Source organism: Pseudomonas sp. KH_021, from assembly GCF_057838865.1.
Genome location: NZ_CM174477.1, coordinates 1,519,627 through 1,544,457 on the forward strand (window position 1 = coordinate 1,519,627; position 24,831 = coordinate 1,544,457).

24 protein-coding genes are annotated in these 24,831 nt (G+C 60.6%); 15 read left to right on the top strand and 9 right to left on the bottom strand.

Annotated elements, in window-relative coordinates; translation table 11 throughout:
* The first annotated feature begins 98 nt into the window (after window positions 1–98).
* From AC3IX4_RS07120 to AC3IX4_RS07130, 3 genes are all read left to right on the top strand, one after another.
* Complete coding sequence (locus AC3IX4_RS07120) at window positions 99–947, top strand: glycine betaine ABC transporter substrate-binding protein (protein WP_489259873.1); 849 nt, start codon at window positions 99–101, stop codon at window positions 945–947.
* Window positions 948–1,533: 586 nt separating this feature from the next.
* On the top strand, window positions 1,534–1,845 hold the full coding sequence (locus AC3IX4_RS07125; RefSeq protein WP_489259874.1) for a DUF485 domain-containing protein: 312 nt from the start codon (window positions 1,534–1,536) through the stop codon (window positions 1,843–1,845).
* Window positions 1,842–3,500: a cation acetate symporter gene (locus tag AC3IX4_RS07130; RefSeq protein ID WP_489259875.1), complete on the top strand. Its 1,659-nt coding sequence runs from the start codon at window positions 1,842–1,844 to the stop codon at window positions 3,498–3,500. Before AC3IX4_RS07125 ends, AC3IX4_RS07130 begins: the two co-directional genes overlap by 4 nt.
* Window positions 3,501–3,705: 205 nt before the next feature.
* Here AC3IX4_RS07130 and AC3IX4_RS07135 read toward each other — a convergent pair whose 3' ends face one another.
* Window positions 3,706–3,858 carry a DUF3309 family protein gene (locus AC3IX4_RS07135; RefSeq protein WP_010224169.1) on the bottom strand — a complete coding sequence of 51 codons (153 nt, stop codon included), beginning with the start codon at window positions 3,856–3,858 and terminating at the stop codon, window positions 3,706–3,708.
* Between the two features lie 233 nt (window positions 3,859–4,091).
* Here AC3IX4_RS07135 and AC3IX4_RS07140 point away from each other — a divergent pair, with 233 nt between their 5' ends.
* The 3 genes from AC3IX4_RS07140 to csrA all read left to right on the top strand — a co-directional run bounded on the left by AC3IX4_RS07140 (window position 4,092) and on the right by csrA (window position 5,602).
* Window positions 4,092–4,907 (top strand): SDR family oxidoreductase, encoded by an 816-nt coding sequence (locus AC3IX4_RS07140; protein WP_489259876.1) that lies wholly within the window; start codon window positions 4,092–4,094, stop codon window positions 4,905–4,907.
* Between the two features lie 50 nt (window positions 4,908–4,957).
* Entirely contained in the window at window positions 4,958–5,290 is a 333-nt protein-coding gene (locus AC3IX4_RS07145; RefSeq protein ID WP_489259877.1) for a YnfA family protein, read from the top strand.
* 129 nt (window positions 5,291–5,419) lie between these two features.
* Window positions 5,420–5,602, top strand: a complete 183-nt coding sequence (csrA, locus tag AC3IX4_RS07150) for a carbon storage regulator CsrA (protein ID WP_489259878.1) — start codon at window positions 5,420–5,422, stop codon at window positions 5,600–5,602.
* 7 nt (window positions 5,603–5,609) lie between these two features.
* Here the strand turns inward: csrA and AC3IX4_RS07155 are convergent, their stop codons facing one another.
* Complete coding sequence (locus tag AC3IX4_RS07155; protein ID WP_489259879.1) at window positions 5,610–5,837, bottom strand: YheU family protein; 228 nt, start codon at window positions 5,835–5,837, stop codon at window positions 5,610–5,612.
* Between the two features lie 299 nt (window positions 5,838–6,136).
* Window positions 6,137–8,125 (bottom strand): bifunctional tRNA (5-methylaminomethyl-2-thiouridine)(34)-methyltransferase MnmC2/FAD-dependent 5-carboxymethylaminomethyl-2-thiouridine(34) oxidoreductase MnmC1, encoded by a 1,989-nt coding sequence (gene mnmC, locus AC3IX4_RS07160; protein WP_489259880.1) that lies wholly within the window; start codon window positions 8,123–8,125, stop codon window positions 6,137–6,139.
* A 298-nt stretch (window positions 8,126–8,423) separates the two neighbouring features.
* Here mnmC and pap point away from each other — a divergent pair, with 298 nt between their 5' ends.
* Window positions 8,424–9,911, top strand: a complete 1,488-nt coding sequence (pap, locus tag AC3IX4_RS07165) for a polyphosphate:AMP phosphotransferase (protein WP_489259881.1) — start codon at window positions 8,424–8,426, stop codon at window positions 9,909–9,911.
* A 94-nt stretch (window positions 9,912–10,005) separates the two neighbouring features.
* On the opposite strand, the gene AC3IX4_RS07170 is transcribed toward pap, so the two are convergent.
* Window positions 10,006–10,191, bottom strand: coding sequence for a DUF6316 family protein (locus AC3IX4_RS07170; RefSeq protein ID WP_489259882.1), 186 nt, complete (start codon window positions 10,189–10,191; stop codon window positions 10,006–10,008).
* A 183-nt stretch (window positions 10,192–10,374) separates the two neighbouring features.
* Here AC3IX4_RS07170 and AC3IX4_RS07175 point away from each other — a divergent pair, with 183 nt between their 5' ends.
* The gene (locus AC3IX4_RS07175; protein ID WP_489259883.1) at window positions 10,375–11,334 is read left to right on the top strand and encodes a DMT family transporter; all 960 of its coding nucleotides are present in this window, start codon (window positions 10,375–10,377) and stop codon (window positions 11,332–11,334) included.
* A gap of 387 nt (window positions 11,335–11,721) precedes the next feature.
* Here AC3IX4_RS07175 and AC3IX4_RS07180 read toward each other — a convergent pair whose 3' ends face one another.
* Window positions 11,722–13,098 (bottom strand): class II fumarate hydratase, encoded by a 1,377-nt coding sequence (locus AC3IX4_RS07180; protein WP_489259884.1) that lies wholly within the window; start codon window positions 13,096–13,098, stop codon window positions 11,722–11,724.
* Between the two features lie 183 nt (window positions 13,099–13,281).
* On the opposite strand from AC3IX4_RS07180, the gene AC3IX4_RS07185 reads away from it, so the two are divergent.
* The 7 genes from AC3IX4_RS07185 to AC3IX4_RS07215 all read left to right on the top strand — a co-directional run bounded on the left by AC3IX4_RS07185 (window position 13,282) and on the right by AC3IX4_RS07215 (window position 21,029).
* Window positions 13,282–13,815: a DUF2059 domain-containing protein gene (locus AC3IX4_RS07185; RefSeq protein ID WP_489259885.1), complete on the top strand. Its 534-nt coding sequence runs from the start codon at window positions 13,282–13,284 to the stop codon at window positions 13,813–13,815.
* 12 nt (window positions 13,816–13,827) lie between these two features.
* Window positions 13,828–14,127: a BolA family protein gene (locus tag AC3IX4_RS07190; RefSeq protein ID WP_489259886.1), complete on the top strand. Its 300-nt coding sequence runs from the start codon at window positions 13,828–13,830 to the stop codon at window positions 14,125–14,127.
* 103 nt (window positions 14,128–14,230) lie between these two features.
* The gene (trhO, locus tag AC3IX4_RS07195; protein ID WP_489259887.1) at window positions 14,231–15,169 is read left to right on the top strand and encodes an oxygen-dependent tRNA uridine(34) hydroxylase TrhO; all 939 of its coding nucleotides are present in this window, start codon (window positions 14,231–14,233) and stop codon (window positions 15,167–15,169) included.
* 2 nt (window positions 15,170–15,171) lie between these two features.
* Window positions 15,172–15,804, top strand: a complete 633-nt coding sequence (locus tag AC3IX4_RS07200; protein WP_489259888.1) for a DsbA family protein — start codon at window positions 15,172–15,174, stop codon at window positions 15,802–15,804.
* Window positions 15,797–17,629: an ABC transporter ATP-binding protein gene (locus AC3IX4_RS07205; protein ID WP_489259889.1), complete on the top strand. Its 1,833-nt coding sequence runs from the start codon at window positions 15,797–15,799 to the stop codon at window positions 17,627–17,629. The genes AC3IX4_RS07200 and AC3IX4_RS07205 overlap by 8 nt, the downstream gene beginning before the upstream one ends.
* 110 nt (window positions 17,630–17,739) lie before the next feature.
* Window positions 17,740–20,199 carry an EAL domain-containing protein gene (locus tag AC3IX4_RS07210; RefSeq protein WP_489259890.1) on the top strand — a complete coding sequence of 820 codons (2,460 nt, stop codon included), beginning with the start codon at window positions 17,740–17,742 and terminating at the stop codon, window positions 20,197–20,199.
* Between the two features lie 41 nt (window positions 20,200–20,240).
* Window positions 20,241–21,029: an iron-containing redox enzyme family protein gene (locus AC3IX4_RS07215; protein ID WP_489259891.1), complete on the top strand. Its 789-nt coding sequence runs from the start codon at window positions 20,241–20,243 to the stop codon at window positions 21,027–21,029.
* 210 nt (window positions 21,030–21,239) lie between these two features.
* On the opposite strand, the gene AC3IX4_RS07220 is transcribed toward AC3IX4_RS07215, so the two are convergent.
* From AC3IX4_RS07220 to AC3IX4_RS07235, 4 genes are all read right to left on the bottom strand, one after another.
* Entirely contained in the window at window positions 21,240–21,980 is a 741-nt protein-coding gene (locus AC3IX4_RS07220) for a YciK family oxidoreductase (RefSeq protein WP_489259892.1), read from the bottom strand.
* Window positions 21,981–22,022: 42 nt separating this feature from the next.
* Complete coding sequence (gene mupP / locus AC3IX4_RS07225) at window positions 22,023–22,694, bottom strand: N-acetylmuramic acid 6-phosphate phosphatase MupP (RefSeq protein WP_489259893.1); 672 nt, start codon at window positions 22,692–22,694, stop codon at window positions 22,023–22,025.
* Between the two features lie 3 nt (window positions 22,695–22,697).
* The gene (gene ubiG / locus AC3IX4_RS07230) at window positions 22,698–23,396 is read right to left on the bottom strand and encodes a bifunctional 2-polyprenyl-6-hydroxyphenol methylase/3-demethylubiquinol 3-O-methyltransferase UbiG (RefSeq protein WP_489259894.1); all 699 of its coding nucleotides are present in this window, start codon (window positions 23,394–23,396) and stop codon (window positions 22,698–22,700) included.
* Between the two features lie 65 nt (window positions 23,397–23,461).
* A complete protein-coding gene (locus tag AC3IX4_RS07235; RefSeq protein ID WP_489259895.1) occupies window positions 23,462–24,793 on the bottom strand; it encodes a TRZ/ATZ family hydrolase in 1,332 nt (443 codons plus the stop codon).
* Window positions 24,794–24,831 lie beyond the last annotated feature (38 nt).

The following is a 24,831-nucleotide window of genomic DNA, read 5'->3' on the forward strand; positions in this document are numbered from 1 at the left end:
GGGGCGTGATGGAGGCGCCATGCACCAGAACAACACGCGGCGTGCAAGGCCCTGGGCCTGGCACCGCACTTTCCGTGAAGTGACGAGGGGATGCTTGGATGAAAATGCGACGACTCCTGGGGGCGGGTACCGCTCTGGTACTGGCAATGAGCGCAGCAGTAGCCTCAGCCAAAGAAGTGAGCATCGGTTACGTTGATGGTTGGTCCGACAGTGTCGCCACCACCCATGTGGCGGCAGAAGTGATCAAGCAAAAGCTCAACTACGACGTCAAACTGCAAGCGGTGGCGGCCGGCATCATGTGGCAGGGGGTGGCCACCGGTAAGCTCGACGCCATTCTCTCGGCCTGGCTGCCGGCAACCCACGGGGAATACTGGGCCAAGAACAAGGATAAGGTGGTCGACTACGGCCCTAACTTCAGGGATGCCAAGATCGGCCTGATCGTACCGGAATACGTCAAGGCCACTTCCATCCAGGACCTCGCCAGCGACACGTCGTTCAACAATAAAGTCGTCGGCATCGATGCGGGTTCCGGCGTGATGATAAAGACCGACCAGGCCATCAAGGACTATGACCTCAAGGGTTACAAACTGCAGGCAAGTTCAGGGGCGGGGATGATTGCCGAGCTGACCCGTGCCGAGAAAGACAAGAAGTCGATTGCGGTGACGGGTTGGGTACCGCACTGGATGTTTGCCAAGTGGAAGCTGCGCTTCTTGGACGACCCGAAGGGTGTGTATGGCGCGGCTGAAACCGTCAACAGCATCGGCAGCAAGCAGCTGGACACCAAGGCCCCGGAAGTCGCGGCCTTTCTGAAGAAGTTCTCCTGGAAAGACAAGGATGAGATTGGCGAAGTGATGCTCGCCATCCAGGACGGCGCCAAGCCAGAAGCCGCGGCCAAGGATTGGGTGGCCAAGCACCCGGATCGCGTGGCCGAGTGGACCGGTAAATAACCAAACCCGCCCCATCGCGCGGCTACTACCGACCTCTGTAGGAGCCGGCTTTAGCCGCGATAAACACGCCGCGGTCTGTCTGAGGTACCGCGGTGAGGCTTGCTGTAGGAGCCAGGCTTGCCTGCGATGGCCATAGGTATCTACACAACTCTGGGGCAGCGCGGCTCTTGTAGCCGCTGCCGAGGTACGAGGCTGCGATCGGCGGCGAAGCCGTCGTAAATTCAGGCCCTTCGGTGTGCCTGATGGATTATGGTCTCAGGTTTTACGGCCGCTTCGCTGCCGATCGCAGCCTCGTACCTCGTCAGCGGCTACATTCGTAGCAGTACGCCAAAAGATGTGTAGATACCTATGCTGCGATGGCCGCACCGCGGTACCTCAGACAGACCGCGTGGCCTTCATCGCGGGTAAACCCGGCTCCTACAGCAGCCAACCCACACCGCGGTACTTCTGCCCGGCAACGGCGTTTTCAAGAGGCATTTCGGCCATTGAACATATTGCATCTAAGACTAAGGTCGTCTGGAGCGCGGCCTTAAGCAGCCTAAAGTGATGACGGTGTCATCCAATCTGTGCTGCGAGGACAAAAACAATGAACGACAGCATTTACCTCTCTATCCAGAACAGCCCGCGCTTCAAGGAGCTGGTCAGCAAGAGGGAACGATTCGCCTGGATTCTCTCGGCAATCATGCTTGGGCTTTACTCCGCTTTTATCTTGTTGATCGCCTACGGGCCGCACGTTCTAGGGGCCAAAATCAATCCCGAATCTTCCATCACCTGGGGTATTCCCATCGGTGTCGGGCTGATTGTCTCCGCCTTTATTCTCACGGCGCTTTATGTACGCCGCGCCAATGGTGAGTTTGATGACCTGAACAATGCGATTCTCAAGGAGGCTCAGCAATGATCCGGCGCCTACTCACCACCTTAGGGCTACTGGCCTTCGCCCCGGCACTCTTTGCAGCCGAGGCCTTGACCGGCGAAGTGCATAAACAACCCTTGAACGTCTCGGCCATTGTGATGTTCGTTGTGTTTGTCGGTGCCACTCTGTGCATTACTTACTGGGCTTCCAAACGCAATAAGTCGGCCGCGGACTACTACGCGGCAGGCGGTCGTATTACCGGTTTTCAGAACGGCCTGGCGATTGCCGGCGACTACATGTCGGCCGCTTCTTTTCTCGGCATTTCCGCGCTGGTATTTACCTCCGGCTACGACGGCCTGATCTACTCGATCGGCTTTCTGGTGGGCTGGCCGATCATTCTGTTCCTGATCGCCGAGCGGCTTCGTAACCTGGGCAAATACACCTTTGCCGACGTGGCGTCCTATCGCCTGAAGCAGAAGGAAATCCGTACCCTGTCAGCCTGCGGTTCGCTGGTGGTGGTGGCGTTCTACCTGATCGCCCAGATGGTCGGTGCCGGTAAGTTGATCCAGCTGCTGTTCGGCCTGGACTACCATGTGGCGGTGATTCTGGTCGGTATCCTGATGTGCCTGTACGTGCTGTTTGGCGGCATGTTGGCCACCACCTGGGTGCAGATCATCAAGGCGGTATTGTTGCTGTCCGGTGCCTCCTTCATGGCGCTGATGGTGATGAAACATGTCAACTTCGACTTCAACACGCTGTTCTCCGAAGCCATCAAGGTTCACACCAAGGGCGAAGCGATCATGAGCCCAGGCGGCCTGGTCAAGGACCCGATTTCGGCGTTCTCCCTGGGCCTGGCGCTGATGTTCGGCACCGCGGGCCTGCCGCACATCCTGATGCGCTTCTTCACCGTGAGCGATGCCAAGGAAGCGCGTAAAAGCGTGCTGTATGCCACTGGTTTCATCGGCTACTTCTATATCCTGACCTTCATCATCGGGTTTGGCGCGATCCTGTTGGTCAGCACCAACCCGGAGTTCAAGGACGCAGCCGGCGCGCTGCTCGGTGGCAACAACATGGCGGCGGTGCACCTGGCCAACGCGGTGGGTGGCAGCATGTTCCTGGGCTTTATCTCGGCCGTGGCGTTCGCAACCATCCTTGCGGTGGTGGCAGGCCTGACCCTGGCTGGCGCTTCGGCGGTGTCTCATGACCTGTACGCCAGCGTGATCAAGAAGGGCAAGGCCAACGAGAAAGATGAGATCCGCGTGTCGAAAATCACCACCATCGCCCTGGGCGTGTTGGCGATCGGCCTGGGTATCGCGTTCGAAAGCCAGAACATCGCGTTCATGGTGGGCCTGGCGTTCTCCATCGCGGCCAGTTGCAACTTCCCGGTGCTGCTGCTTTCGATGTACTGGAAGAATCTGACCACTCGTGGCGCCATGATCGGCGGCTGGCTGGGCTTGATCAGCGCCGTGGGCCTGATGGTGCTGGGCCCGACCATCTGGGTGCAGATCCTGGGGCATGAGAAGCCGATCTACCCTTACGAGTACCCGGCGCTGTTCTCGATGTTGATTGCCTTTGTCGGGATCTGGTTCTTCTCGGTCACCGACAAGTCCAAGGCAGCCGATGACGAACGCGCGCTGTTCTACCCGCAGTTCGTGCGCTCGCAAACCGGGCTGGGTGCCAGTGGGGCGGTGGCTCACTAACTTGGCTTTACATAGGGGTGAAATCCTATCCCAGGGTAGGAGCCAGCCTTGGCTGCGATGGCCGCGCCGCGGTGTAACTGGCACACCGCGGTGATGCCATCGCGGGTAAACCCGGCTCCTACATAAACAATCCCCCGCACCTGAAAAATGTGGGGGATTTTTTTATGTTGTAGGAGCAGGGTTTACCCGCGATGTTTTAAGGCCCCTATATTTTCCCAAGCAACAACAAGATCAACAGAATAATCAACACGGTGCCGATAATCCCTGAAGGCCCGTAGCCCCAACTTCTAGAGTGCGGAAAGACCGGCAAACCACCGATCAGCAAGAGGATCAGGATGATGATGAGTATTGTGCCCATGGCGTTGTCCTTATAAGACGTTGGGAAACGAGTCTGCCGCTCAAGCCATTCGCGCCAATCCAAAATATTGAACGCTTATAGGTCCGACTCTGGGGGTGTGTAAAAAGTCCTTCTTTTTAAAAATCTCATTAACGTGCCAGTTTGCCTGCGCCATTCAGCAACCTGATGGTGCATTCGGGCGCAAGGCCCCTTCGCTACACTCGGGGCAACTTCCCAGCACTAAGGCAATAGCTATGCAAAACCGTATGATGATCACCGGCGCCGGTTCCGGCCTTGGCCGTGAAATTGCCCTGCGTTGGGCCCAGGAGGGTTGGCAACTGGCGCTGTCGGATGTCAACGAACCCGGCCTGCAGCAAACCCTGCAATTAGTGCGCGAGGCCGGTGGCTCGGGCTTTACCCAGCGCTGCGATGTGCGCGACTACAGCCAGTTGACGGCTTTTGCCCAAGCCTGCGAAGAAAAGCTCGGCGGCATCGATATCATCGTTAACAACGCAGGCGTCGCCTCGGGCGGTTTTTTCAACGAGTTGTCGTTGGAAGACTGGGACTGGCAGATCGCAATCAACCTGATGGGGGTGGTCAAAGGCTGCAAGGCCTTCTTGCCTTTGCTTGAGAAAAGCCGCGGCAAGATCGTCAACATCGCGTCCATGGCCGCGTTGATGCAGGCGCCGGCCATGAGCAACTACAACGTCGCCAAGGCCGGTGTGGTGGCTTTGTCTGAAAGCCTGTTGGTTGAGTTGGGTGAGCAGGGCATTGGTGTGCATGTGGTCTGCCCGTCGTTCTTCCAGACTAACCTGCTCGACTCGTTCCGTGGCCCAACGCCGACCATGAAGGCTCAGATCGGCAAGCTGCTGGAAAACTCGCCCGTCAGTGCCGCCGATATTGCCGATTACATCTACCGGCAGATCGCCGAAGGCCAATTCATGATCCTGCCCCACGAGCAGGGCCGCGAAGCCTGGAAGCTCAAGCAGAAAAACCCACAGGCGCTCTACGACGAAATGGCCGCCATGACCGTAAAAATGCGCGCCAAGGCTCGTCAACCCCAAGGCTAGAGGCTGCCTGAGGTATCCTGCGGGCCTTAGTCCGGCTTGGTGATAGACACGTGCTCAACTACCTGTGGTTTTTTCTGGCAGCGGTCTTCGAAATTGGCGGCTGCTACGCCTTTTACATGTGGCTGCGGCTGGGCAAGAGCGCCTGGTGGATTGCCCCGGCGCTGCTCAGCCTGACGCTGTTCGGGCTGCTGCTGACCAAGGTCGAGGCGGCCTACGCCGGGCGCGCCTATGCAGCCTATGGGGGGATCTACATCGTGACGTCACTGGGGTGGCTGGCGCTGGTGGAGAGGGCGCGGCCATTGGCATCGGACTGGCTCGGCGCGGCGTTGTGCGTGGTGGGCGCAACCATTGTGTTGCTGGGGCCACGCTTCCATTCAGCCTGATATTCAGGGCTATTCCGTAGGAGAAATTACCTACAAAGGTAGGGTTCATCTATTTCTCGGTAGGCGCGTTGAACCATGGATCGTGGCCGGGCAGGCTTCGGGTTTGTTGAAAACTCAGAGGCTGCACCCATGCTGATATTGACGCGGGAAATCGGTGAAGTGATTGCCATCAACGACGACATTACGGTGAAGGTTTTGTCCATCCAGGGCGGCGCCGTGCGCTTTGGCGTGATTGCACCGCGAGAGGTGGAGATACACCGGGAAGAGATCTATCAGCGCATTCTTCAGGCCTTGGCCGAACCCTCGCGATGAGCATGCCTCAGTCGAACAGTTGCTTGGGGATATCGTGCTTGAGCATCAGCTGGCATTGCTGGCTTTCGGGGTCGAACACGATAAGCGCCTGGCCCTTTTCCAGCGCATGGCGTACCCGTTGCACACGGGTTTCAAGCGGGGTTTCATCGCCATTGTCGGTGCCGTCGCGGGTGACGAAGTCTTCGATCAGGCCGGTGAGGGTCTCGGGGCTTAATTGGTCGTGAGGGATCAGCATGGCGGGTCTCGTCTGTAATCGGCGCGATTCTACACTGTAGGAGCGACGGGGGCGCCTAGCCCTTGGTCGCGATGGCATCACCGCGGTTTACCCGATGAACCGCGCAGCTCTTACGCGCGTAGGAGCAGACCTTGGTCGCGATGATATCACCGCGGTTCATCGACGACCGCGGTGATGCCATCGCGACCAAGGTCGGCTCCTACAGTCGAGCGAGCTGTTTTCAGGCTTGGCATCGCAGCCGAAGGCCAGCAGGGCGCCGAATTTTCAGAGTTTTAGATCGATCTGTTATAAGCGCTGAGCTAGCGTCGTTTACCCCGGATCAATTCACGCAGCATAAAGCGATTCGGGTGACAGGCTTCAGCGACGCTACGCGGCAGCGGCAGCGGCTCGTTTTCAAGCCACGCGGCGATCAGTTCGCCTGACAGCGGGGCGGTGATCAACCCACGAGAACCGTGGCCGCTGTTGATGTACAGGCCATCAAGCCAGGGGCAGGGCTGCTCGGGAATCTGGCGGGCATCCTTGGCCAGTACGGCATAGCGGTCCTTGAACACGGTGCTGTCGGCCAAAGGCCCAACGATTGGCAGGTAATCAGGGCTGGTGCATCGGAATGCGGCGCGGCCTAGCATCTGCTCGGCGGGCCATTTATCGACGTGCAGGCGCTGGGCCAGGTCGGTGGAGATTTCCTTGAGCATCTCAAGGTTGCCCAGGTGTTCGGCGGTGGTGGGGGCAAGGTCGTCGCTGTGAAAGTCAAAGCTGGCGCCCAACGTGTGCTCGCCTTCGTGGGGCGGTGCCACATAGCCTTCTGCACACACTACCGTGGCCAGGGCCTGGCTGGCGTCGGTGGCTGGCAGGTAGGTGATTTGCCCGCGAATACGCTTGAGCGGCAGTTCGGCAGCGGCTGGGAAGCGGCGAATGTCGGCGGCGCCGGTGAGGATGGCGACCGGTGCGCTGGCCAGTAATTGTTCGCCATCGTAGGCGTGCCACTGGCCGTCAATGCGCTCCAGTCGGGCCACGTCGTGCAGCGTCAGCAGGCGAATATTCGGGTGAGTGGCGTGGTGCTGGCACAAGGCGGGCGGATGAACCCAGCCGCCTTCGGGGTAGAACAGGCCGCCGCTGTTCAGGGCGATACCGGCCACCGATTCTGCCTGGGCGCGGTCCAGCACTTTGAGCAGACCGTCGCTGAAGGCAACATCCAGCACGGCTTGGCGCTGCTGCTCTTTTTCATCGAAGGCCAGCTGCAATACACCGCAGGCATCCCAGTCGCGGCCGCGCTGCAGGTGTTCAAGCTGGCGGCGAGTGTGGCCAAAGCCTGCCACGATCAATTGCGACAGGGCGGTGCCGTGGGCCGAAAGCTTGAGGTAAAGCACGCCCTGCGGGTTGCCGGAGGCCTCAAAGGCAAGCTGGGGGTGGCGTTCCAGCAGGCTCACTTGCCAGCCCCGTGTCGCCAGGCTATGGGCCGTGGCACAACCGGCCAGGCCAGCCCCGATCACCAGTGCATGGCGTTCGGTAAAGGGCGTTTGCGGGCGGGCGTACCAAGGCGCGGTCGCGGGCAATGGTTCCGGGTGTCCGAGAAACAGCCCACGGCCGACTTCCCATTTTTTCCCAAGGCCTGGGATGCGTTTGATCTGGAAACCCACCGCCTTCAAGCCCCGACGCACAAAGCCTGCGCTGGTAAAGGTGCCGAGGGTGGTGCCGGGCACGCTCAGGCGACCGAGTTCGGCGAACAACTCCGGGGTCCACATGTCGGGGTTCTTGGCCGGTGAAAAACCGTCCAGAAACCAGGCATCGACCGTGGCATCGAGCAGCGGCAGTTGCTCCAGCACATCACCGATCAGCAAGGTCAGGCTCACCCGGCCGCTATCGAACACCAGGCGCTGGAAGCCTGGGTGGATGGCCAGGTACTGATCCAGCAATTGCTGTGAAAACGCCGCCAGTTCCGGCCACAGGCGCGTGGCTTGGGCGAGGTCGTCACGGCTGAGCGGGTATTTTTCCACGCTGACAAAATGCAGGCGCGCACCCTTGGGCGCCAGTCGCTCGAACTGCTGCCAGGCACACAAAAAATTGAGCCCGGTGCCGAAGCCGGTTTCGCCAATCACCAACTGCCCATCGGCGGGCAATTCGCTAAAGCGGCGGGTCAGGTCGTTCTGGTCGATAAAGACATATTGGGTTTCGATCAGCCCCGAATCCTTGGAGAAATACATGTCATCGTACACCCGTGAATGCGGGCGACCCTGTTCATCCCAGTCGATCTGGGCGTGGGTGACGGGGGAGGAGGGGGTTGTACTCATGTTCGGCTCGGCAACGGCAGGTGGTGCATTCTACCTATTTGCCGGTGGCCAGTGACGGGTGACGGGTCATTGATGATCGGTAGGAGCAGACCTTGGTCGCGATGGCATCACCGCGGTGTTTGCGATGAACCGCGGTGATGCCATCGCGACCAAGGTCTGCTCCTACCGGGGATTGGCTTTGGTGTAGGAGCCGGCGGTTCGGCGCTCCGATTTACCCGCGATGGCCACACCGCGGTCTGCAGCCACCAATCACCGATCACCGACTAGTCTTGAACATTCAATGAAAGGGATCTTGTTTATGTTCGAATCCGCCGAAATCGGCCACGCCGTCGATAAAGACACCTATGAAGCCGAAGTCCCGGCCCTGCGCGAAGCCTTGCTCGAAGCCCAGTACGAGTTCAAGCAGCAGTCGCGCTTCCCGGTAATTGTGTTGATCAACGGTATCGAAGGCGCGGGCAAGGGCGAGACGGTCAAGCTGCTCAATGAATGGATGGACCCGCGCCTGATCGAGGTGCGCACCTTCGATCAACAAACCGATGAAGAATTGGCCCGGCCACCGGCCTGGCGTTACTGGCGCCACCTTCCGGCCAAGGGCCGCATGGGGATTTTTTTCGGCAATTGGTACAGCCAGATGATCCAGGGGCGGGTGCATGGGCGCTTCAAGGATGCGGTGCTGGATCAGGCCATCAATGGCGCCGAGCGGCTGGAGCAGATGCTGTGCAACGAAGGCGCGCTGATCTTCAAGTTCTGGTTTCACTTGTCCAAGAAGCAGATGAAGGCACGCCTCAAAGCCTTGAAGGACGACCCCCTGCACAGCTGGCGGATCAGCCCGCTGGACTGGCAGCAATCGCAGACCTACGACCGCTTTGTGCGATTTGGTGAGCGGGTGCTGCGCCGCACCAGCCGCGACTATGCGCCCTGGCATGTGATCGAAGGTGTCGACCCGAATTACCGCAGCCTGGTGGTGGGGCGCTTGCTGCTCGAAGGCATGCAGGCCGCGTTGAAAAACATGCCGGCCAAGGCGCAACCCAGCATTCCACCGCTGAGCGAAGCCATCGACAAGCGCACCTTGCTCGACAGCCTGAAGATGGACCTGCACCTGAGCAAAAAGGCTTATCAGGAGCAACTGATCAACGAGCAGGCCCGGCTGGCCATGCTGCTGCGCGACAAACGCATGCGCAAGCACTCGCTGATCGCCGTGTTCGAAGGCAATGATGCGGCCGGCAAGGGTGGTGCGATCCGCCGCATGGCCGCCGCCCTGGACCCACGCCAATACGCCATCGTGCCCATCGCCGCACCCACCGAAGAAGAGCGTGCCCAGCCGTACCTGTGGCGTTTTTGGCGACATATCCCGGCACGCGGCAAGTTCACCGTCTTTGATCGGTCCTGGTATGGCCGGGTGCTGGTGGAGCGGATCGAGGGCTTTTGCAGCCGGGCCGACTGGATGCGCGCCTATGGCGAGATCAACGATTTCGAAGAACAGATCCGCGACGCTGGCGTGGTGGTGGTGAAGTTCTGGCTGGCCATCGATGAGCAAACCCAGCTGCAGCGCTTCAAGGAGCGTGAACAGATCCCCTTCAAACGCTACAAGATCACCGAGGAAGACTGGCGCAACCGCGAAAAATGGGGCCAGTACCGCGATGCCGTGGGCGACATGGTCGACCGCACCAGCACCGAGATCGCGCCTTGGACTTTGGTGGAGGCCAACGACAAGCGCTGGGCCCGGGTCAAGGTTTTACGCACCCTCAACGACACGCTGGAAGCTGCCTTCAAACAAGACGAGTAGGAGCAGGGTTTACCCGCGATGAACACGCCGCGGTTTGGCGGGTGTATTGCGGTGTGGCCATCGCGGTGGTCCGGCATTCCGGTAAACCCTGCTCCTACGCGGGCGCACGCATTCTGCTGATGTAGGTTTGGGTCCCCATCTCGGCCATCTTCCGGTTCAGAAACGGCCCCTCTTGCGTATTTTCCCGCGTGCTGAAAAAGAACTGGCCATTGATCAGGATGATCCGATCGCTGCGAAAGTGCGTGGTGGAGCAGGGGTCCTGAGCTCGTTTGCCGTACATGGCGGTCTCCGCACGGAGGAAAGGTTTCTCAAGAATAATAGGGCTCGGCCCGCAAGCCGAGTTTCCCGATAAGTGGCAGTGGCACACAATCGGGCCTCGATATGCATCCCAACTGTGTCTGTGAGCGCATCCGGTGCGCCCTTATAATGCAGACTTCCCCATTACAGGGCTATCGAGGCGGGTATGCATATTTCGTCGGGACGCTGGGCGTTCGGCTTTTCTCTGGCCTTAGTGACGGCTGTTCTGTGGGGCGTCCTGCCGATCCAGCTCAAGCAAGTGCTGCAAGCCATGGACCCGATAACCGTCACCTGGTTTCGCCTGGTCGGCGCAGGCGGCGTGCTGGCGCTTTACTTGACCGCGACCGGTCGCCTGCCGGATTTCCGAGCCTTGGGCCGCAAAGGGATCGCGTTGGTGGTGGTGTCGGTGGCAGGGTTGGTCGGCAACTATGTGCTTTATCTGTTTGGCTTGCGCCTGCTTAGCCCAGGTACCGCCCAGTTGGTGATCCAGATGGGGCCGATCCTGTTGCTGCTGGGTAGCCTGTTTGTCTTCAAGGAGCGCTTCAGCCTGGGCCAGGGTTTCGGCTTGGCGGTGCTGCTGGTGGGCTTCGGGCTGTTTTTCAACCAGCGCCTGGAGGAGTTGCTCGGCTCGATGAGCCAGTACACTGCCGGGGTCTTGATTACCCTCGGTGCATCGGCCGTCTGGACCTTTTATGCGCTGGGCCAGAAACAGCTGCTGACGGTGTGGAATTCAGTCCAGGTAATGATGGTGATCTACCTGTTGTGCGCGCTGTTGCTGACGCCTTGGGCGCATCCGATGGAAGCCCTGCAACTGAGCCCGCTGCAAGGTTGGCTGCTGCTGGCCTGCTGTCTCAACACCCTGGTGGCTTATGGTGCATTTGCCGAAGCGCTGGCCCACTGGGAAGCCTCGCGGGTGAGTGCCACCCTGGCCATTACCCCCTTGGTGACCTTTGTCGCGGTCGCGCTGTCGGCGTGGCTTTGGCCAGATTATGTGCAAGCCGAACAAATCAACGGCTGGGGATACCTGGGCGCGCTGCTGGTGGTAGCCGGCTCGGCCTTGACCGCCTTGGCGCCTTCACTGCTAGCCAGCTGGAAGGCCCGGCGCCGAATGTCCGTGGCTATTTGAACGGCATTCGCAGGCAATCCGGAATGCCGGACCACTGCTTCCACATTCAATCAAAAGCCCAGGTGCATGTAGGAGCACGGCTTGCCGGCGATGGCCATAGGTATCTACACAACTCTGGGGCAGCGCGGCTCTTGTAGCCGCTGCCGAGGTACGAGGCTGCGATCGGCGGCGAAGCCGTCGTAAATTCAGGCCCTTCGGTGTGCCTGATGGATTATGGTCTCAGGTTTTACGGCCGCTTCGCTGCCGATCGCAGCCTCGTACCTCGTCAGCGGCTACATTCGTAGCAGTACGCCAAAAGATGTGTAGATACCTATGCGGCGATGGCCTCACCGCGGTCTGCCTGATGTACCGTGGTGATGCCATCGCTGGCAACCGTGCTCCTACAGGTCAGAGCATATTCTGCGGCTGCACCCACTCATCAAACTGCTCATCCGTCAGGTACCCCAGCGCCAACGCGGCCTCGCGCAGGGTGCGGTTTTCCGCATAAGCCTTCTTGGCAATCTCGGCTGCCTTGTCATAGCCGATATGCGGGTTAAGCGCCGTCACCAGCATCAAGCCACGCTCTAGGTGCATCGCCATTTGCACCGGGTCCGGTTCCAGCCCGGCAATGCAGTGCTTCTGGAAGTTGCTGCAGCCGTCGGCCAGTAAGCCGATCGATTGCAACAGGTTGTGGATGATCACAGGCTTGAACACGTTCAGTTGCAAGTGCCCTTGGCTGGCGGCCATGCCGATCGCCACATCGTTGCCCATCACTTGGCACGCCAGCATCGACAGCGCTTCGCATTGGGTCGGGTTGACCTTGCCGGGCATGATCGAACTGCCCGGCTCGTTGGCCGGCAAGCGCACTTCAGCCAAGCCGCCCCGTGGCCCGGAGCCCAGCAGGCGCAGGTCGTTGGCGATTTTCATCAAGGCCACGGCCAGGGTTTTCAGCGCGCCGGACAAGGTGGTCAGCGGCTCATGGCCGGCGAGGGCGGCAAACTTGTTGGGCGCCGTCACGAAAGGCAAACCCGACAACGCCGCCAATTCCGAGGCAATCGCTTCGCCAAAGCCTTTGGGTGCGTTCAGGCCGGTACCCACAGCGGTCCCGCCCTGGGCCAGCTCGCACACCGCCGGCAAGGCCGCCCGGATCGCGCGCTGGGCATAATCAAGCTGCGCCACATAGGCCGAGACTTCCTGGCCGAAGGTAACGGGCGTGGCATCCATCATGTGGGTGCGACCGGTCTTGACCAGCGTCATGTTGCGCGCCGACAGTTCCGCAAGCCCGGCCGACAGCTCAGCGATGGCCGGCAGCAGATCCTGATGAACGGCCTTGGCCGCGGCAATATGCATGGCCGTCGGGAAGCAGTCATTGGAACTCTGTGAGCAATTGACGTGATCGTTGGGGTGGACGGGCACCTTGCCACCACGACCCTTGCCGGCCAGTTCGTTGGCTCGCCCGGCAATCACTTCATTGACGTTCATGTTGCTTTGCGTGCCGCTGCCGGTCTGCCAGACGACCAACGGAAACTGCTCGTCATGCTGGCCTGTGAGGATCTCGTCAGCGGACTGTTCGATCAACCTGGCGACGTCGGCCGGCAGGTCTCCATTGCGGTCGTTGACGCGTGCGGCGGCTTTTTTGATCAGCGCCAGGGCGTGCAAGACGGCCAGTGGCATCCGTTCGTTACCGATCGCAAAGTTGATCAGTGAGCGCTGCGTCTGGGCACCCCAGTAGGCCTGTTCAGGAACTTCGACCTGCCCGAGGCTGTCAGTTTCGATACGGCTCATGCTGCTCTCACTCCTTTTGTGGTCTGAATCCGCAGTTTAGGTCGTGAATCGGCACACAGGTTCCTTCGAACGTGCAATGCCGATTATCACAGTGCCAGCATGGGCTTGAGCCGTGCGCCCGAACGGGCGCAGAATGACAATCCCTGGGGTCTAGGCCTCGCCTGTACTACTAAAGGAAACCCGATGACTCGTCTTCGCGCCCTCTTTACCGCGGCCGCCCTGGTTTGCGCCAGCGGCCAGGTGTTCGCTGACACCGCAAGTCACAATGCCAGTGCCGAAGCCTTCCTGATGATGGCGCACGCCGATAAGCTCGGAACCCCGGTCTACATGCAAGTGCAGCAGATGTTCGCCCAGCGCTTCGAGCAAACCCAGGCACCCGCCTCTAAAAAGACTGTGCTCGACAGCTACCAGGCCAAGGCCAATGCCGCTCTTGATTCAGCTATCGGCTGGAACAAGCTCAAACCAGACATGATCAAGCTGTACACCGCCAACTTCACCGAAACCGAACTCAAGGACCTGGTCGCCTTCTACAAGTCGCCACTGGGCAGGAAAGTCCTGGAAAAAATGCCGGTGGTCACCCAGCAATCCGCCCAGTTGACCCAGAAGAAACTGGAAAGCGCGGTGCCGGTGGTCAACAAACTGCTGGCCGACATGACCAAAGAGCTTGACCCGGCCGGTGCTGCCAAGGCCGCTGCCGGCGCTGCGAAAAAACCTTAAGGCGTCGTGATCATGTCCATGCAGCAACGAATCGAACAATCCCTGGCAGCCCTGGCCCCCGAGCACCTGCACGTGCTGGATGAAAGCCATATGCACAGCCGCGGCCTTGAAACCCACTACAAGGCTGTGCTGGTCAGCGAGCAGTTCGCGGGCCTGAGCAGCGTCAAGCGCCACCAAAAGGTCTACGCCACCCTGGGTGAGCTGATGAGCGAGTTCCATGCGCTGGCGCTGCACACCTACACCCCCGAGGAGTGGGCAAAAATCGGCGCAGCTCCCGCATCGCCGACATGCGCCGGTGGCAGCAGCCACTGATTCCTCGCCAGGTTTTTGGTAGAATCCGCAACGCGCCGCCCGTCGGCGCGTTTTTTTTGCCCCCGGTTCACCCTTTACGAGGGTAGCCACCTGGAGATTTACCATGACACAACCGATTGTCGTGGCGGCCTTGTACAAGTTCGTCACCCTCACCGATTACGTTGAACTGCGCGAGCCGCTGCTGGCCGCCATGGTCGAGAACGGCATCAAAGGCACCTTGCTGATCGCCGAAGAAGGCATCAACGGCACCGTTTCCGGCACCCGTGAAGGCATTGATGGCCTGCTGGCCTGGCTGCGCAACGACCCGCGCATGGTCGACATCGACCACAAAGAATCCTACTGCGACGAGCAGCCGTTCTACCGCACCAAGGTCAAGCTCAAGAAAGAGATCGTGACCCTGGGCGTGGCGGGCGTCGATCCCAACCAGGCTGTTGGCACCTATGTCGACCCCAAGGATTGGAACGCACTGATCAGCGACCCTGAAGTGCTGCTGATCGATACGCGCAACGACTATGAAGTCTCGATTGGCACCTTCGAAGGCGCCATCGACCCGAAGACCACCAGCTTTCGTGAGTTTCCCGACTACATCAAGGCCAACTTCGACCCGTCCCGGCACAAGAAAGTCGCAATGTTCTGCACCGGTGGCATCCGCTGCGAAAAAGCTTCCAGCTATATGCTCGGTGAAGGCTTCGAGGAGGTCTATCATCTCAAGGGTGGCATTCTCAAATACCTCGAAGAGGTGCCGCAGCAGGAGACCCGCTGGCAGGGCGACTGCTTCGTGTTCGACAACCGCGTCACGGTCCGTCACGACCTGACCGAAGGCGACTACGATCAGTGCCATGCCTGCCGCACGCCGATCAGTGTGCAAGAGCGCGAGTCGGAGCACTATTCGCCCGGTATCAGCTGCCCGCATTGCTGGGACAGCCTGAGCGAAAAGACCCGCCGCAGCGCCATCGACCGGCAGAAGCAGATCGAGTTGGCCAAGGCTCGCAACCTGCCACACCCGATCGGCCACAATTACCGCAATACCACAGAGGCCTGAGTATGTCTGCACGCCTGCTTTATGTGATGGACCCGATGTGTTCCTGGTGCTGGGGTTTCGCGCCAGTCGCACAGGCCTTGATGGAACAGGCGCGCGAGGCGGACGTTGCAGTGCATCTGGTGATGGGCGGGCTGCGCACCGCCAGCAGCGCACTGGACGCGTCGACCAAGCGCTACATCCTTGAACACTGGAAGGCTGTGACCGAAGCCACCGGGCAGCCGTTCACGGTCGAAGGGGCCTTGCCGGACGGTTTTGTCTACAACACGGAGCCTGCTTGCAGGGCCGTGGTGGTGGCGCGCAGCCTCGATCCGGCGTGCGCCTGGCCGCTGGTGCAATTGATCCAGCAGGCCTTTTACGTCCAGGGGCGTGATGTGAGCCGGGCCGCTGTGCTGGTGGAGCTTGCCGAGCAGGCTGGCTTGGTGCGTGCCGAGTTCGCCGCAGCGTTCGACAGCGCAGAGCAGCAGCTCGCCACGGCCGCCGACTTCAGTTGGGTGCAGGACTTAGGCATTGCCGGTTTCCCAACCCTGCTCGCCGAGCGCAATGGCCAACTGGCGCTGTTGACCAACGGTTACCAACCCTTGTCCCAGCTATCGCCGCTGCTGGCGCGCTGGCTGGAGCGCGCTGCCTATGCTTGATGTGTCCGGCTCACCGGAGCTGCCGCCGGTCAAAGAGCCGTCACACACGGATAAACTGAGTTGGGCCGAAATCAGGCGCCTGGCTCTGCATCACAAAAAGGCCCTGTGGATTGCCAACGGCGTTGCCGTGCTGGCGACTCTCTGCAGTGTGCCGATCCCCTTGCTGTTGCCGCTGTTGGTCGATGAAGTGTTGCTTGGCCATGGCGATGCCGCGCTCCAATGGATGAACCACTTCCTGCCTCAGGGGTGGCAGGTCGCGGCCGGTTACATCGGCCTGATGCTGTTGATGACCTTGACCCTGCGCCTCGGCGCCCTGGCTTTCAACGTGGTCCAGGCGCGGCTGTTCGCGGGGCTGGCCAAGGACATCGTCTACCGCTTGCGCATTCGCCTGATCGAACGGCTCAAGCGCATCTCCCTGAGCGAGTACGAAAGCCTGGGCAGCGGCACGGTCACCACCCACCTGGTCACCGACCTGGACACCCTGGACAAGTTCGTCGGCGAAACCCTCAGCCGGTTTGTGGTGGCCATGCTGACGCTTGCCGGCACCGCGGGCATCCTGATGTGGATGCACTGGAAGCTGGCGCTGCTGATTCTGTTGTTCAACCCGCTGGTGATCTTTGCCACGGTGCAGTTAGGCAAGCGCGTCAAGCATCTGAAGAAGCTGGAAAACGACAGCACTTCGCGCTTTACCCAAGCCTTGAGCGAAACCCTGGAGGCCATTCAGGAAGTGCGCGCGGGCAACCGCCAGGGTTACTTTCTCGGGCGCCTCGGCCTGCGTGCCCAGGAAGTGCGGGACTATGCCGTGGCGTCGCAATGGAAAAGCGACGCGTCAGGGCGGGCCAGCGGGCTGTTGTTCCAGTTCGGTATTGATATTTTCCGCGCGGCGGCCATGCTGACCGTGCTGTTTTCCGACCTGTCCATCGGCCAGATGCTGGCGGTGTTCAGCTACCTGTGGTTCATGATCGGCCCGGTTGAGCAACTGCTGAACCTGCAATACGCCTACTACGCGGCCGGTGGTGCGCTAACCCGCATCAATGAGCTGCTGGCACGGGCCAATGAGCCGCAGTACGTGGGCAGCGTCAACCCGTTCAAGGGGCGCGATACGGTGGGGATCGACGTGCGCGGCTTGCGCTTTGCCTACGGCGACGAGCCGGTGCTCGACCAGTTGAATCTGTCGATTGCGCCGGGCGAGAAGGTCGCCATCGTGGGGGCCAGCGGCGGGGGCAAAAGTACCTTGGTGCAACTGATGCTGGGGCTCTACAGCGCCCAGGCTGGCAGTATCCGTTTTGGCGGTTGTACGTTGCAGGAAATTGGCCTGGAGACGGTACGCGACAACGTCGCCGTGGTGCTGCAGCATCCATCGCTATTCAACGACACGGTGCGCGCCAACCTGACCATGGGCCGCGAGCGCAGCGATGACGCCTGCTGGCGTGCCCTGGAAATCGCCCAGCTCGACGCCACCATTGGCGCATTGCCCCAAGGCCTGGACAGCGTGGTCGGCCGCTCCGGCGTGCGTCTCTCCGGGGGCCAGCGCCAACGGCTGGCGATTGCCCGAATGGTGCTGGCCGAGCCTAAGGTGGTGATTCTCGATGAAGCTACATCAGCCCTGGATGCGGCCACCGAATACAACCTGCACCATGCCTTGACGCGATTTCTCAGTGCCCGTACTACCCTGATCATCGCCCACCGCTTGTCGGCGGTGAAACAAGCTGATCGGGTGCTGGTGTTTGACGGCGGGCATGTGGCCGAAGATGGCGGCCATCAACAGCTGATTGCAGAGGGTGGCCTGTACGCCAAACTCTATGGGCACTTGCAGCAAATTTAATAATTTTGCATGTCTCAGACTTGAAACAGACCCTTGCGCCAGCCGGTTTTCGCCTAGGCTGATCAAGGGTGGGTGGCGCTTGCCTTTGTTGCCTCGGATCAAGGGACCTCATGAACTCGATACGGACGCTGAAAACGCCAAGGCTGCTGGGCATCATCTGGCCCTTTGTTGCCGTCGTACTGCTTCAGGCCCTGTTGGGCTGCCTGAGCCTGTATGCCTTGTCTGCTGTCAGGGCCTACGTGGGGGGGGAAAGCCTGTGGTCGAAAAGCCAGAAGGACGCGATCTACTACCTCAGCCTGTACGCCGACACCCGCAGCCAAGTGGTCTATGACCGTTACCTGCGCGCCATCGCCGTGCCCGAGGGCGACCACGCCATGCGCATCGCGCTGGACCAGCCCGAGCCGGACCTTACGGCGGCGCGCGAAGGCATCCTGAAAGGCGGCAACCACCCCGAAGACGTCGACAGCCTGATCTGGCTGTATCTGAATTTTCGCCATTTCAGCTACCTGGAAAAGGCCATCGACCTCTGGATGGTCGGTGACCAATACCTGCAGCAATTGGATGCGGTTGCCCGACAAATGCACGAAAGCGTGGCCCGTGGCGAAGTGAGTTCAGCCGATGTCGCGCGCTGGAAGCAGCAGATCAACGCCATTGACGAGGGCGTCACCCCCGCCGCCAAGGCCTTCAGCGATGCGTTGGGCGCAGGCTCCCGGGTGCTGTTGCGGCTGCTGATCGTGGTCAACCTGGCCACGGCGCTGTTTCTGATTGCGCTGGCGGTTTGGCGAACTCACAAACTGCTGACCCAGCGCCAGGCATTCGCCAATGCGCTGCAACATGAGAAAGAGCGCGCGCAGATCACCCTGCAGTCCATTGGCGATGGGGTCATTACCACTGACGTCGACGGTTCGATCGCCTACATGAACCCGGCCGCTGAGCAAATGACCCACTGGAATGCCGAGCAGGCCCAAGGGCTGCCGCTCTCGGCGCTGTTCAATGTGATGGATGAGGTTGCCCAGAGCGACGGCGTGACCCTGATCGAGCATATTCTGACCGGTCGCCTGAAAAGTGGCAGCGAGCAGGCCAAGCTGATCCAGCGCCTGGATGGCAGCACGGTCTCAGTGAGCCTGGTGGGGGCAGCCATCGAGAATGCTGGAGCACTCAGCGGCGCAGTGCTGGTGCTGCACGACATGACCCAAGAGCGCCAGTACATTGCCAACCTGTCCTGGCAAGCCACCCATGATGCCTTGACCGGCCTGGCCAACCGCCGCGAATTCGAATTTCGGCTGGAGCAGGCACTCACCGGTGTTGTACGCCAGGGCGGCCGGCACGCGCTGATGTTCCTGGACCTGGATCAGTTCAAGTTGGTCAACGACACCTGTGGGCATGCCGCCGGTGATGAGCTGCTGCGTCATATCTGCACGCTACTGCAGGCGAACCTGCGTGATGGCGACACCCTGGCACGCCTGGGCGGCGATGAATTCGGCGTGCTGCTGGAAAACTGCCCGCAGGAGGTGGCCGAAAAAATTGCCGAAATCCTGCGCCAAACCGTGCATAACCTGCATTTTGTCTGGAAGGGCAGGCCGTTCGTGACCTCGGTCAGCATCGGCCTGGTCCATATCACCCAGGTGCCGACCACCCTGGAAGCGTCGCTGCGGGCCGCCGACATGGCCTGTTATATGGCCAAGGAAAAAGGCCGTAACCGCGTGCAGGTCTACCACGCCGATGACTCCGAGCTGTCCATGCGCTTTGGCGAAATGGCCTGGATCCAGCGCCTGCACGTGGCGCTCGAAGAAAACCGCTTCTGCTTGTATGCCCAGGAAATCGCCTCCCTCGGGGTGCCGCTGCACAGCGCCGGGCATGTGGAAATACTGCTGCGCCTGCAGGACGAAAATGGCCGGCTGATCCTGTCCGACAGTTTTATCCCGGCCGCCGAGCGTTATGGCCTGGTGACCTCCCTGGACCGTTGGGTGGTACACCATGTGTTCAAGTTAATCCGCGATGGGCTGGACAACGGCGTGGAAGGGCCACTGGCGATGTGCGCCATCAACCTGTCGGGCGGCAGCATCGGCGATGAAAACTTCCTGGAGTACCTCAAGGCCCAGTTCCGAACCTTTGATATCCCTCCAGAATTAATTTGTTTTGAAATTACCGAAACCAGCGCAATCGCCAATCTGGGCAGCGCCATTCGTTTCATCAATGAATTGAAAAGCTTGGGTTGTCGCTTCTCTTTGGATGATTTTTGCGCCGGAATGTCGTCGTTTGCATACCTCAAGCATTTGCCTGTAGATTTTCTGAAGATCGACGGCAGCTTCGTCAAGGACATGCTCGATGACCCGATCAACCGGGCGATGGTGGAAGTGATCAACCATATTGGCCATGTCATGGGCAAGCGCACCATTGCCGAGTTCGTCGAGACCCCATTGATCGAACAGGCATTGTTGGAAATTGGTGTGGATTACGCTCAGGGCTACCTGATCGAGCGGCCACAACCCTTTACGATTGAAAGCCTTCAGCGCCGGGAACCAAGGATGCGACCGCTGCTGTTCAAGGCGCCGGGCACTTTTCGCTGAGTCGTCAGGCAGACGAAGTACACACACACAAGGAGGCGACAGTGATCGAGCCGTTCAACCGTACGGGGCCGTTGAGAGAGCCCACCAGTTACCCTCTGTGGGCGCAGCTGTTGATTCAGGCCTGCGCGCCGCGCAAGGCGCGGGTGGTCGAACATGAAATCTACCAGCGCATGCGAGAGGGCCAGCTGTCGAACCAGACCATGCGTGAGTACCTGATTGGCGGCTGGCCGGTGGTTGAGCAATTCGCCTTGTACATGGCCCACAACCTCACCAAAACCCATTTTGCCCGTCACCCTGGCGAAGACATGGCGCGGCGCTGGCTGATGCGCAACATTCGCGTGGAGCTCAACCATGCCGATTACTGGGTGAATTGGAGCCAGGCCTATGGCGTCAGTGTTGAAGAGCTCAAGGCCCAGGACGTGCCGGCCGAGTTGCAAGCGTTGAGCCACTGGTGCTGGCAGACCAGCACCTCCGATTCGCTGGTGGTGGCGATTGCAGCGACCCACTACGCCATTGAAGGGGCGACGGGGGAGTGGTCGGCGCGGGTCTGTGCGGGCGACACCTACGCCGAAAGCCTGCCGCCTGAAGGGCGCAAACGAGCGATGCGCTGGCTGAAATTACACGCCCAATACGACGATGCCCACCCTTGGGAGGCGCTGGAAATCATCTGCACGCTGGCCGGCACCAACCCGTCCGAAAGCCTGCAAGCCGAGCTGCGCCGAGCCATCTGCAAAAGCTACGACCACATGCACATGTTTCTGGAGCGCTGCCTGGCCCTGGAAATGCGCCAGGCCGGTCGGGGCCGCATGGCATTGGTACATGGCGGTTAACACGCCCCTTGTGAACGACACAAAACCCTGTGGGGCCGCGGACGGCGTTTGATCTATGTGGGAGCTGGCAAAGCCAGCTCCCACATGAATCAAAAGCAGCCCTGAGGGATTTCCATCAACCATAGAATCTCCCACATCCGTGGGAGCAAACCTTGGTCGCGATGGCATCACCGCGGTGTATCTGAACCACCGCGGTGAATTCATCGCGCGTTATTGGGCGTTGAAGGCCTGGCCGTTGATGCCGGTGCTGTCTGGGCCCATCAGGTAGAGGTAGACCGGCATGATTTCTTCGGGCGTCGGGTTGTCCAGCGGGTTCTCGCCCGGGTACGCCTGGGCGCGCATGCTGGTGCGGGTGGCACCCGGGTTGATGCTGTTGGCGCGTACAGCCGCCACACCGTCGAGCTCGTCGGCCAGGGTTTGCATCAGGCCTTCGGTGGCAAACTTCGACACGCCATAGGCGCCCCAGTAGGCACGGCCCTTGCGGCCGACGCTGCTGGAGGTGAACACCACAGAGGCGTCTTCAGACAGCTTGAGCAGCGGCAGCAGGGTGCTGGTGAGCATGAACATCGCATTGACGTTGATCTGCATCACACGCATGAAGTTGTCGCCCGAGAGCTGCTCCAGGGGTGTGCGCGGGCCGATGATCGAGGCATTGTGCAGCAGCCCGTCAAGGCGGCCGAACTCGTTCTCGATCATGGCCGCCAGTTCGTCGTACTGGTGCGGCAGGGCGGTTTCCAGGTTGAACGGAATGACCACCGGCTGCGGATAACCCGCCGCTTCGATGCGGTCGTACAGCTCGGCAAGGGTGGCCTCGGTCTTGCCCAGCAGCAACACGGTGGCGCCGTGGGCGGCGTAGGTCATGGCGGCTGCCGCACCGATGCCGCGTCCGGCGCCGGTAACCAGTATGACCCGCCCTTTGAGCAGGGTGGGGCGAGCGGAGTAATCAAACATAGGATTTACCTTATGCCTGGGTTGAGTGAAGGCAGCGGCTATTCAGCAGCGGCACAGCGCATGATCCAGCACCTTGCGCAGCTCCAGTGGGTGATCCACCACCACATCCGCGCCCCAGTGATCCGGGTTGTCGTCCGGATGAATATAGCCAAAGCGTACGGCGGCGGTCTTGGTGCCAGCGTCGCGCCCGGACTCGATATCCCGCAGGTCATCGCCCACGAACAGCACGCTGGCCGGGTCCAGGTTGAGCATCTTGCAGGCCAGGATCAGCGGCTCGGGGTCTGGCTTGCTGTTTTTCACATGGTCCGGGCAGATCAGCAGGGCAGAGCGCTCGGCCAGGCCCAGTCGCTGCATGATCGGCTCGGCGAAACGCACCGGCTTGTTGGTGACCACGCCCCAGATCAGGTTGGCTTTCTCGATATCGGCCAACAGCTCGGCCATGCCGTCGAACAGTTTGCTGTGCACCGCGCAGTCCACTTGATAGCGCTCCAGGAACTCAAGGCGCAGTGGCTCGAACTCAGGCGCGTCCGGGTCCATGTCGAAGGCGGTGGAGACCATCGCGCGCGCGCCACCGGAAATCACATCGCGGATCGCTTTATCGGCCACGACCGGGCGGCCGTGGGCGGCCAGCATGCTCTGGCAAATGGCGATGAAGTCCGGCGCCGTGTCGAGCAGGGTGCCGTCCATGTCGAAAAGTACTGCTCTTAAACGCATTGATTACTCCTCGCGCAGCGTTTGGATCATGTAGTTGACGTCGACGTCCGCGGCCAATTTATAGTGCTTGGTCAGCGGGTTGTAGGTCAGGCCGATGATGTCCTTGACGGTCAGGCCGGCCGAGCGGCTCCAGGCGCCCAGCTCGGACGGGCGGATGAATTTCTTGAAGTCATGGGTGCCGCGTGGCAGCAGCTTCATGATGTATTCGGCACCGATGATCGCGAACAGGTAAGCCTTGGGGTTGCGGTTGATGGTGGAGAAGAACACCTGGCCACCAGGCTTGACCATGCGGAAACAGGCGCGGATCACCGAAGACGGGTCGGGAACGTGCTCCAGCATTTCAAGGCAGGTGACCACGTCGAACTGCTCGGGCATCTCTTCTGCCAGGGCTTCGGCGGTGATTTTCCGGTACTCGACCTCTACGCCCGATTCGAGCTGGTGCAGTTGGGCGACGGCCAGGGGCGCTTCGCCCATGTCGATACCGGTCACCGTAGCACCGCGCAAGGCCATGGCTTCGCTGAGAATGCCGCCGCCGCATCCGACATCCAGGACCTTCTTGCCGGCCAGCTTGACCCGCTCGTCAATCCAGTTGACCCGCAGCGGGTTGATGTCGTGCAGGGGCTTGAATTCGCTCTCGCGGTCCCACCAGCGGTGAGCCAAGGCCTCGAATTTTGCGATTTCGGCGTGATCGACGTTGCTCATGGACAATCCTCTGAAGCTTGAAAATACGGGGTTCCTGATGCCAGGCAAAATTGGCCTGGCAAAGATTATTCGTTGATGCCGCTGATGCGCTGGCCCCATTGGGTGGCGCTGGCATGCAGCTTTTGTTCATCCATTTGGGTCAGACGGCGGTCGGCGAGGAGCTGTTTGCCGCCCACCCAGACATGCTTGACGCAATCGCGACCGGTGGCATAAATGAGCTGCGAGACCGGGTCGTAGATCGGTTGCTGAGCGAGCCCCGACAGGTCGAACGCGACCAGGTCGGCTGCCTTGCCCAGTTCCAGCGAGCCGGTCTGCGCTTCCAGCCCCAGCGCGCGTGCGCCGTTTAGCGTCGCCATGCGCAATGCGCTATGGGCATCCAGGGCGGTCGCGGAACCCGCCACGGCCTTGGCCAGCAGGGCGGCGGTGCGGGTTTCGCCGAGCAGGTCAAGGTCGTTGTTGCTGGCGGCGCCATCGGTGCCGACCGCCACATTGACCCCGGCTTGCCACAGTCGTTCGACCGGGCAGAAGCCGCTGGCCAGTTTAAGGTTCGACTCGGGGCAGTGGATGACGCTGGTGTTGCTTTCTACCAGCAAGGCCAGGTCTTCATCGCTGATCTGGGTCATGTGCACCGATTGAAAGCGTGGCCCCAGCAAACCCAGGCGCGCCAGGCGGGCCAGCGGGCGCTCGCCGCACTGTTCGACAGACTGCTGCACTTCGAAGGCGGTCTCGTGGACGTGCATGTGGATCGCCGCGTCCAGCTCTTCGGACAGCATGCGGATCTTCTCGAGATTCTCGTCGCCGACCGTGTAGGGCGCATGCGGGCCGAAGGCAATGCTGATACGCGGGTGGTGCTTGAGGTCATTGAACAGCTCGATGCCTTGGTGCAGCGCTTCATCGGCCGTGCGTGCGCCAGGAATCGGGAAATCCAGTACCGGAATGGTAATTTGCGCTCGAATGCCGCTCTCATGCGCGCAGTCCGCAGCGATCTTCGGGTAAAAGTACATGTCGGAGAAACAGGTGATGCCGCCTTTGATCTGCTCGGCGATCGCAAGGTCAGTGCCATCGCGGACGAAGTCTTCGTTGACCCAGCGAGCTTCTGCCGGCCATATATGGTCTTCAAGCCAGGATTTGAGCGGCAGATCGTCGGCCAGGCCGCGAAACAGCGTCATCGCGGCGTGGCCATGGGCGTTGATCAGGCCGGGGGCCAGCAGGCAGCCGGGCAGTTCGTGCACGGCTTGAGTGGCAAGTTTCAACCCATCGCTGCGCGGGCCAATAAACACAATACGGCCTTCGCGCACGCCCAGCGCATGTTCGGTCAGTACCACACCCGCAGGCTCGACAGGCACCAGCCAGGTCGGCAGGAGCAGGAAGTCCAGGGAGGGACTGGCGTTGGGCATGGGCGGTTTCCGTTGCATTTGAGCGAAGAGGGCGAAGT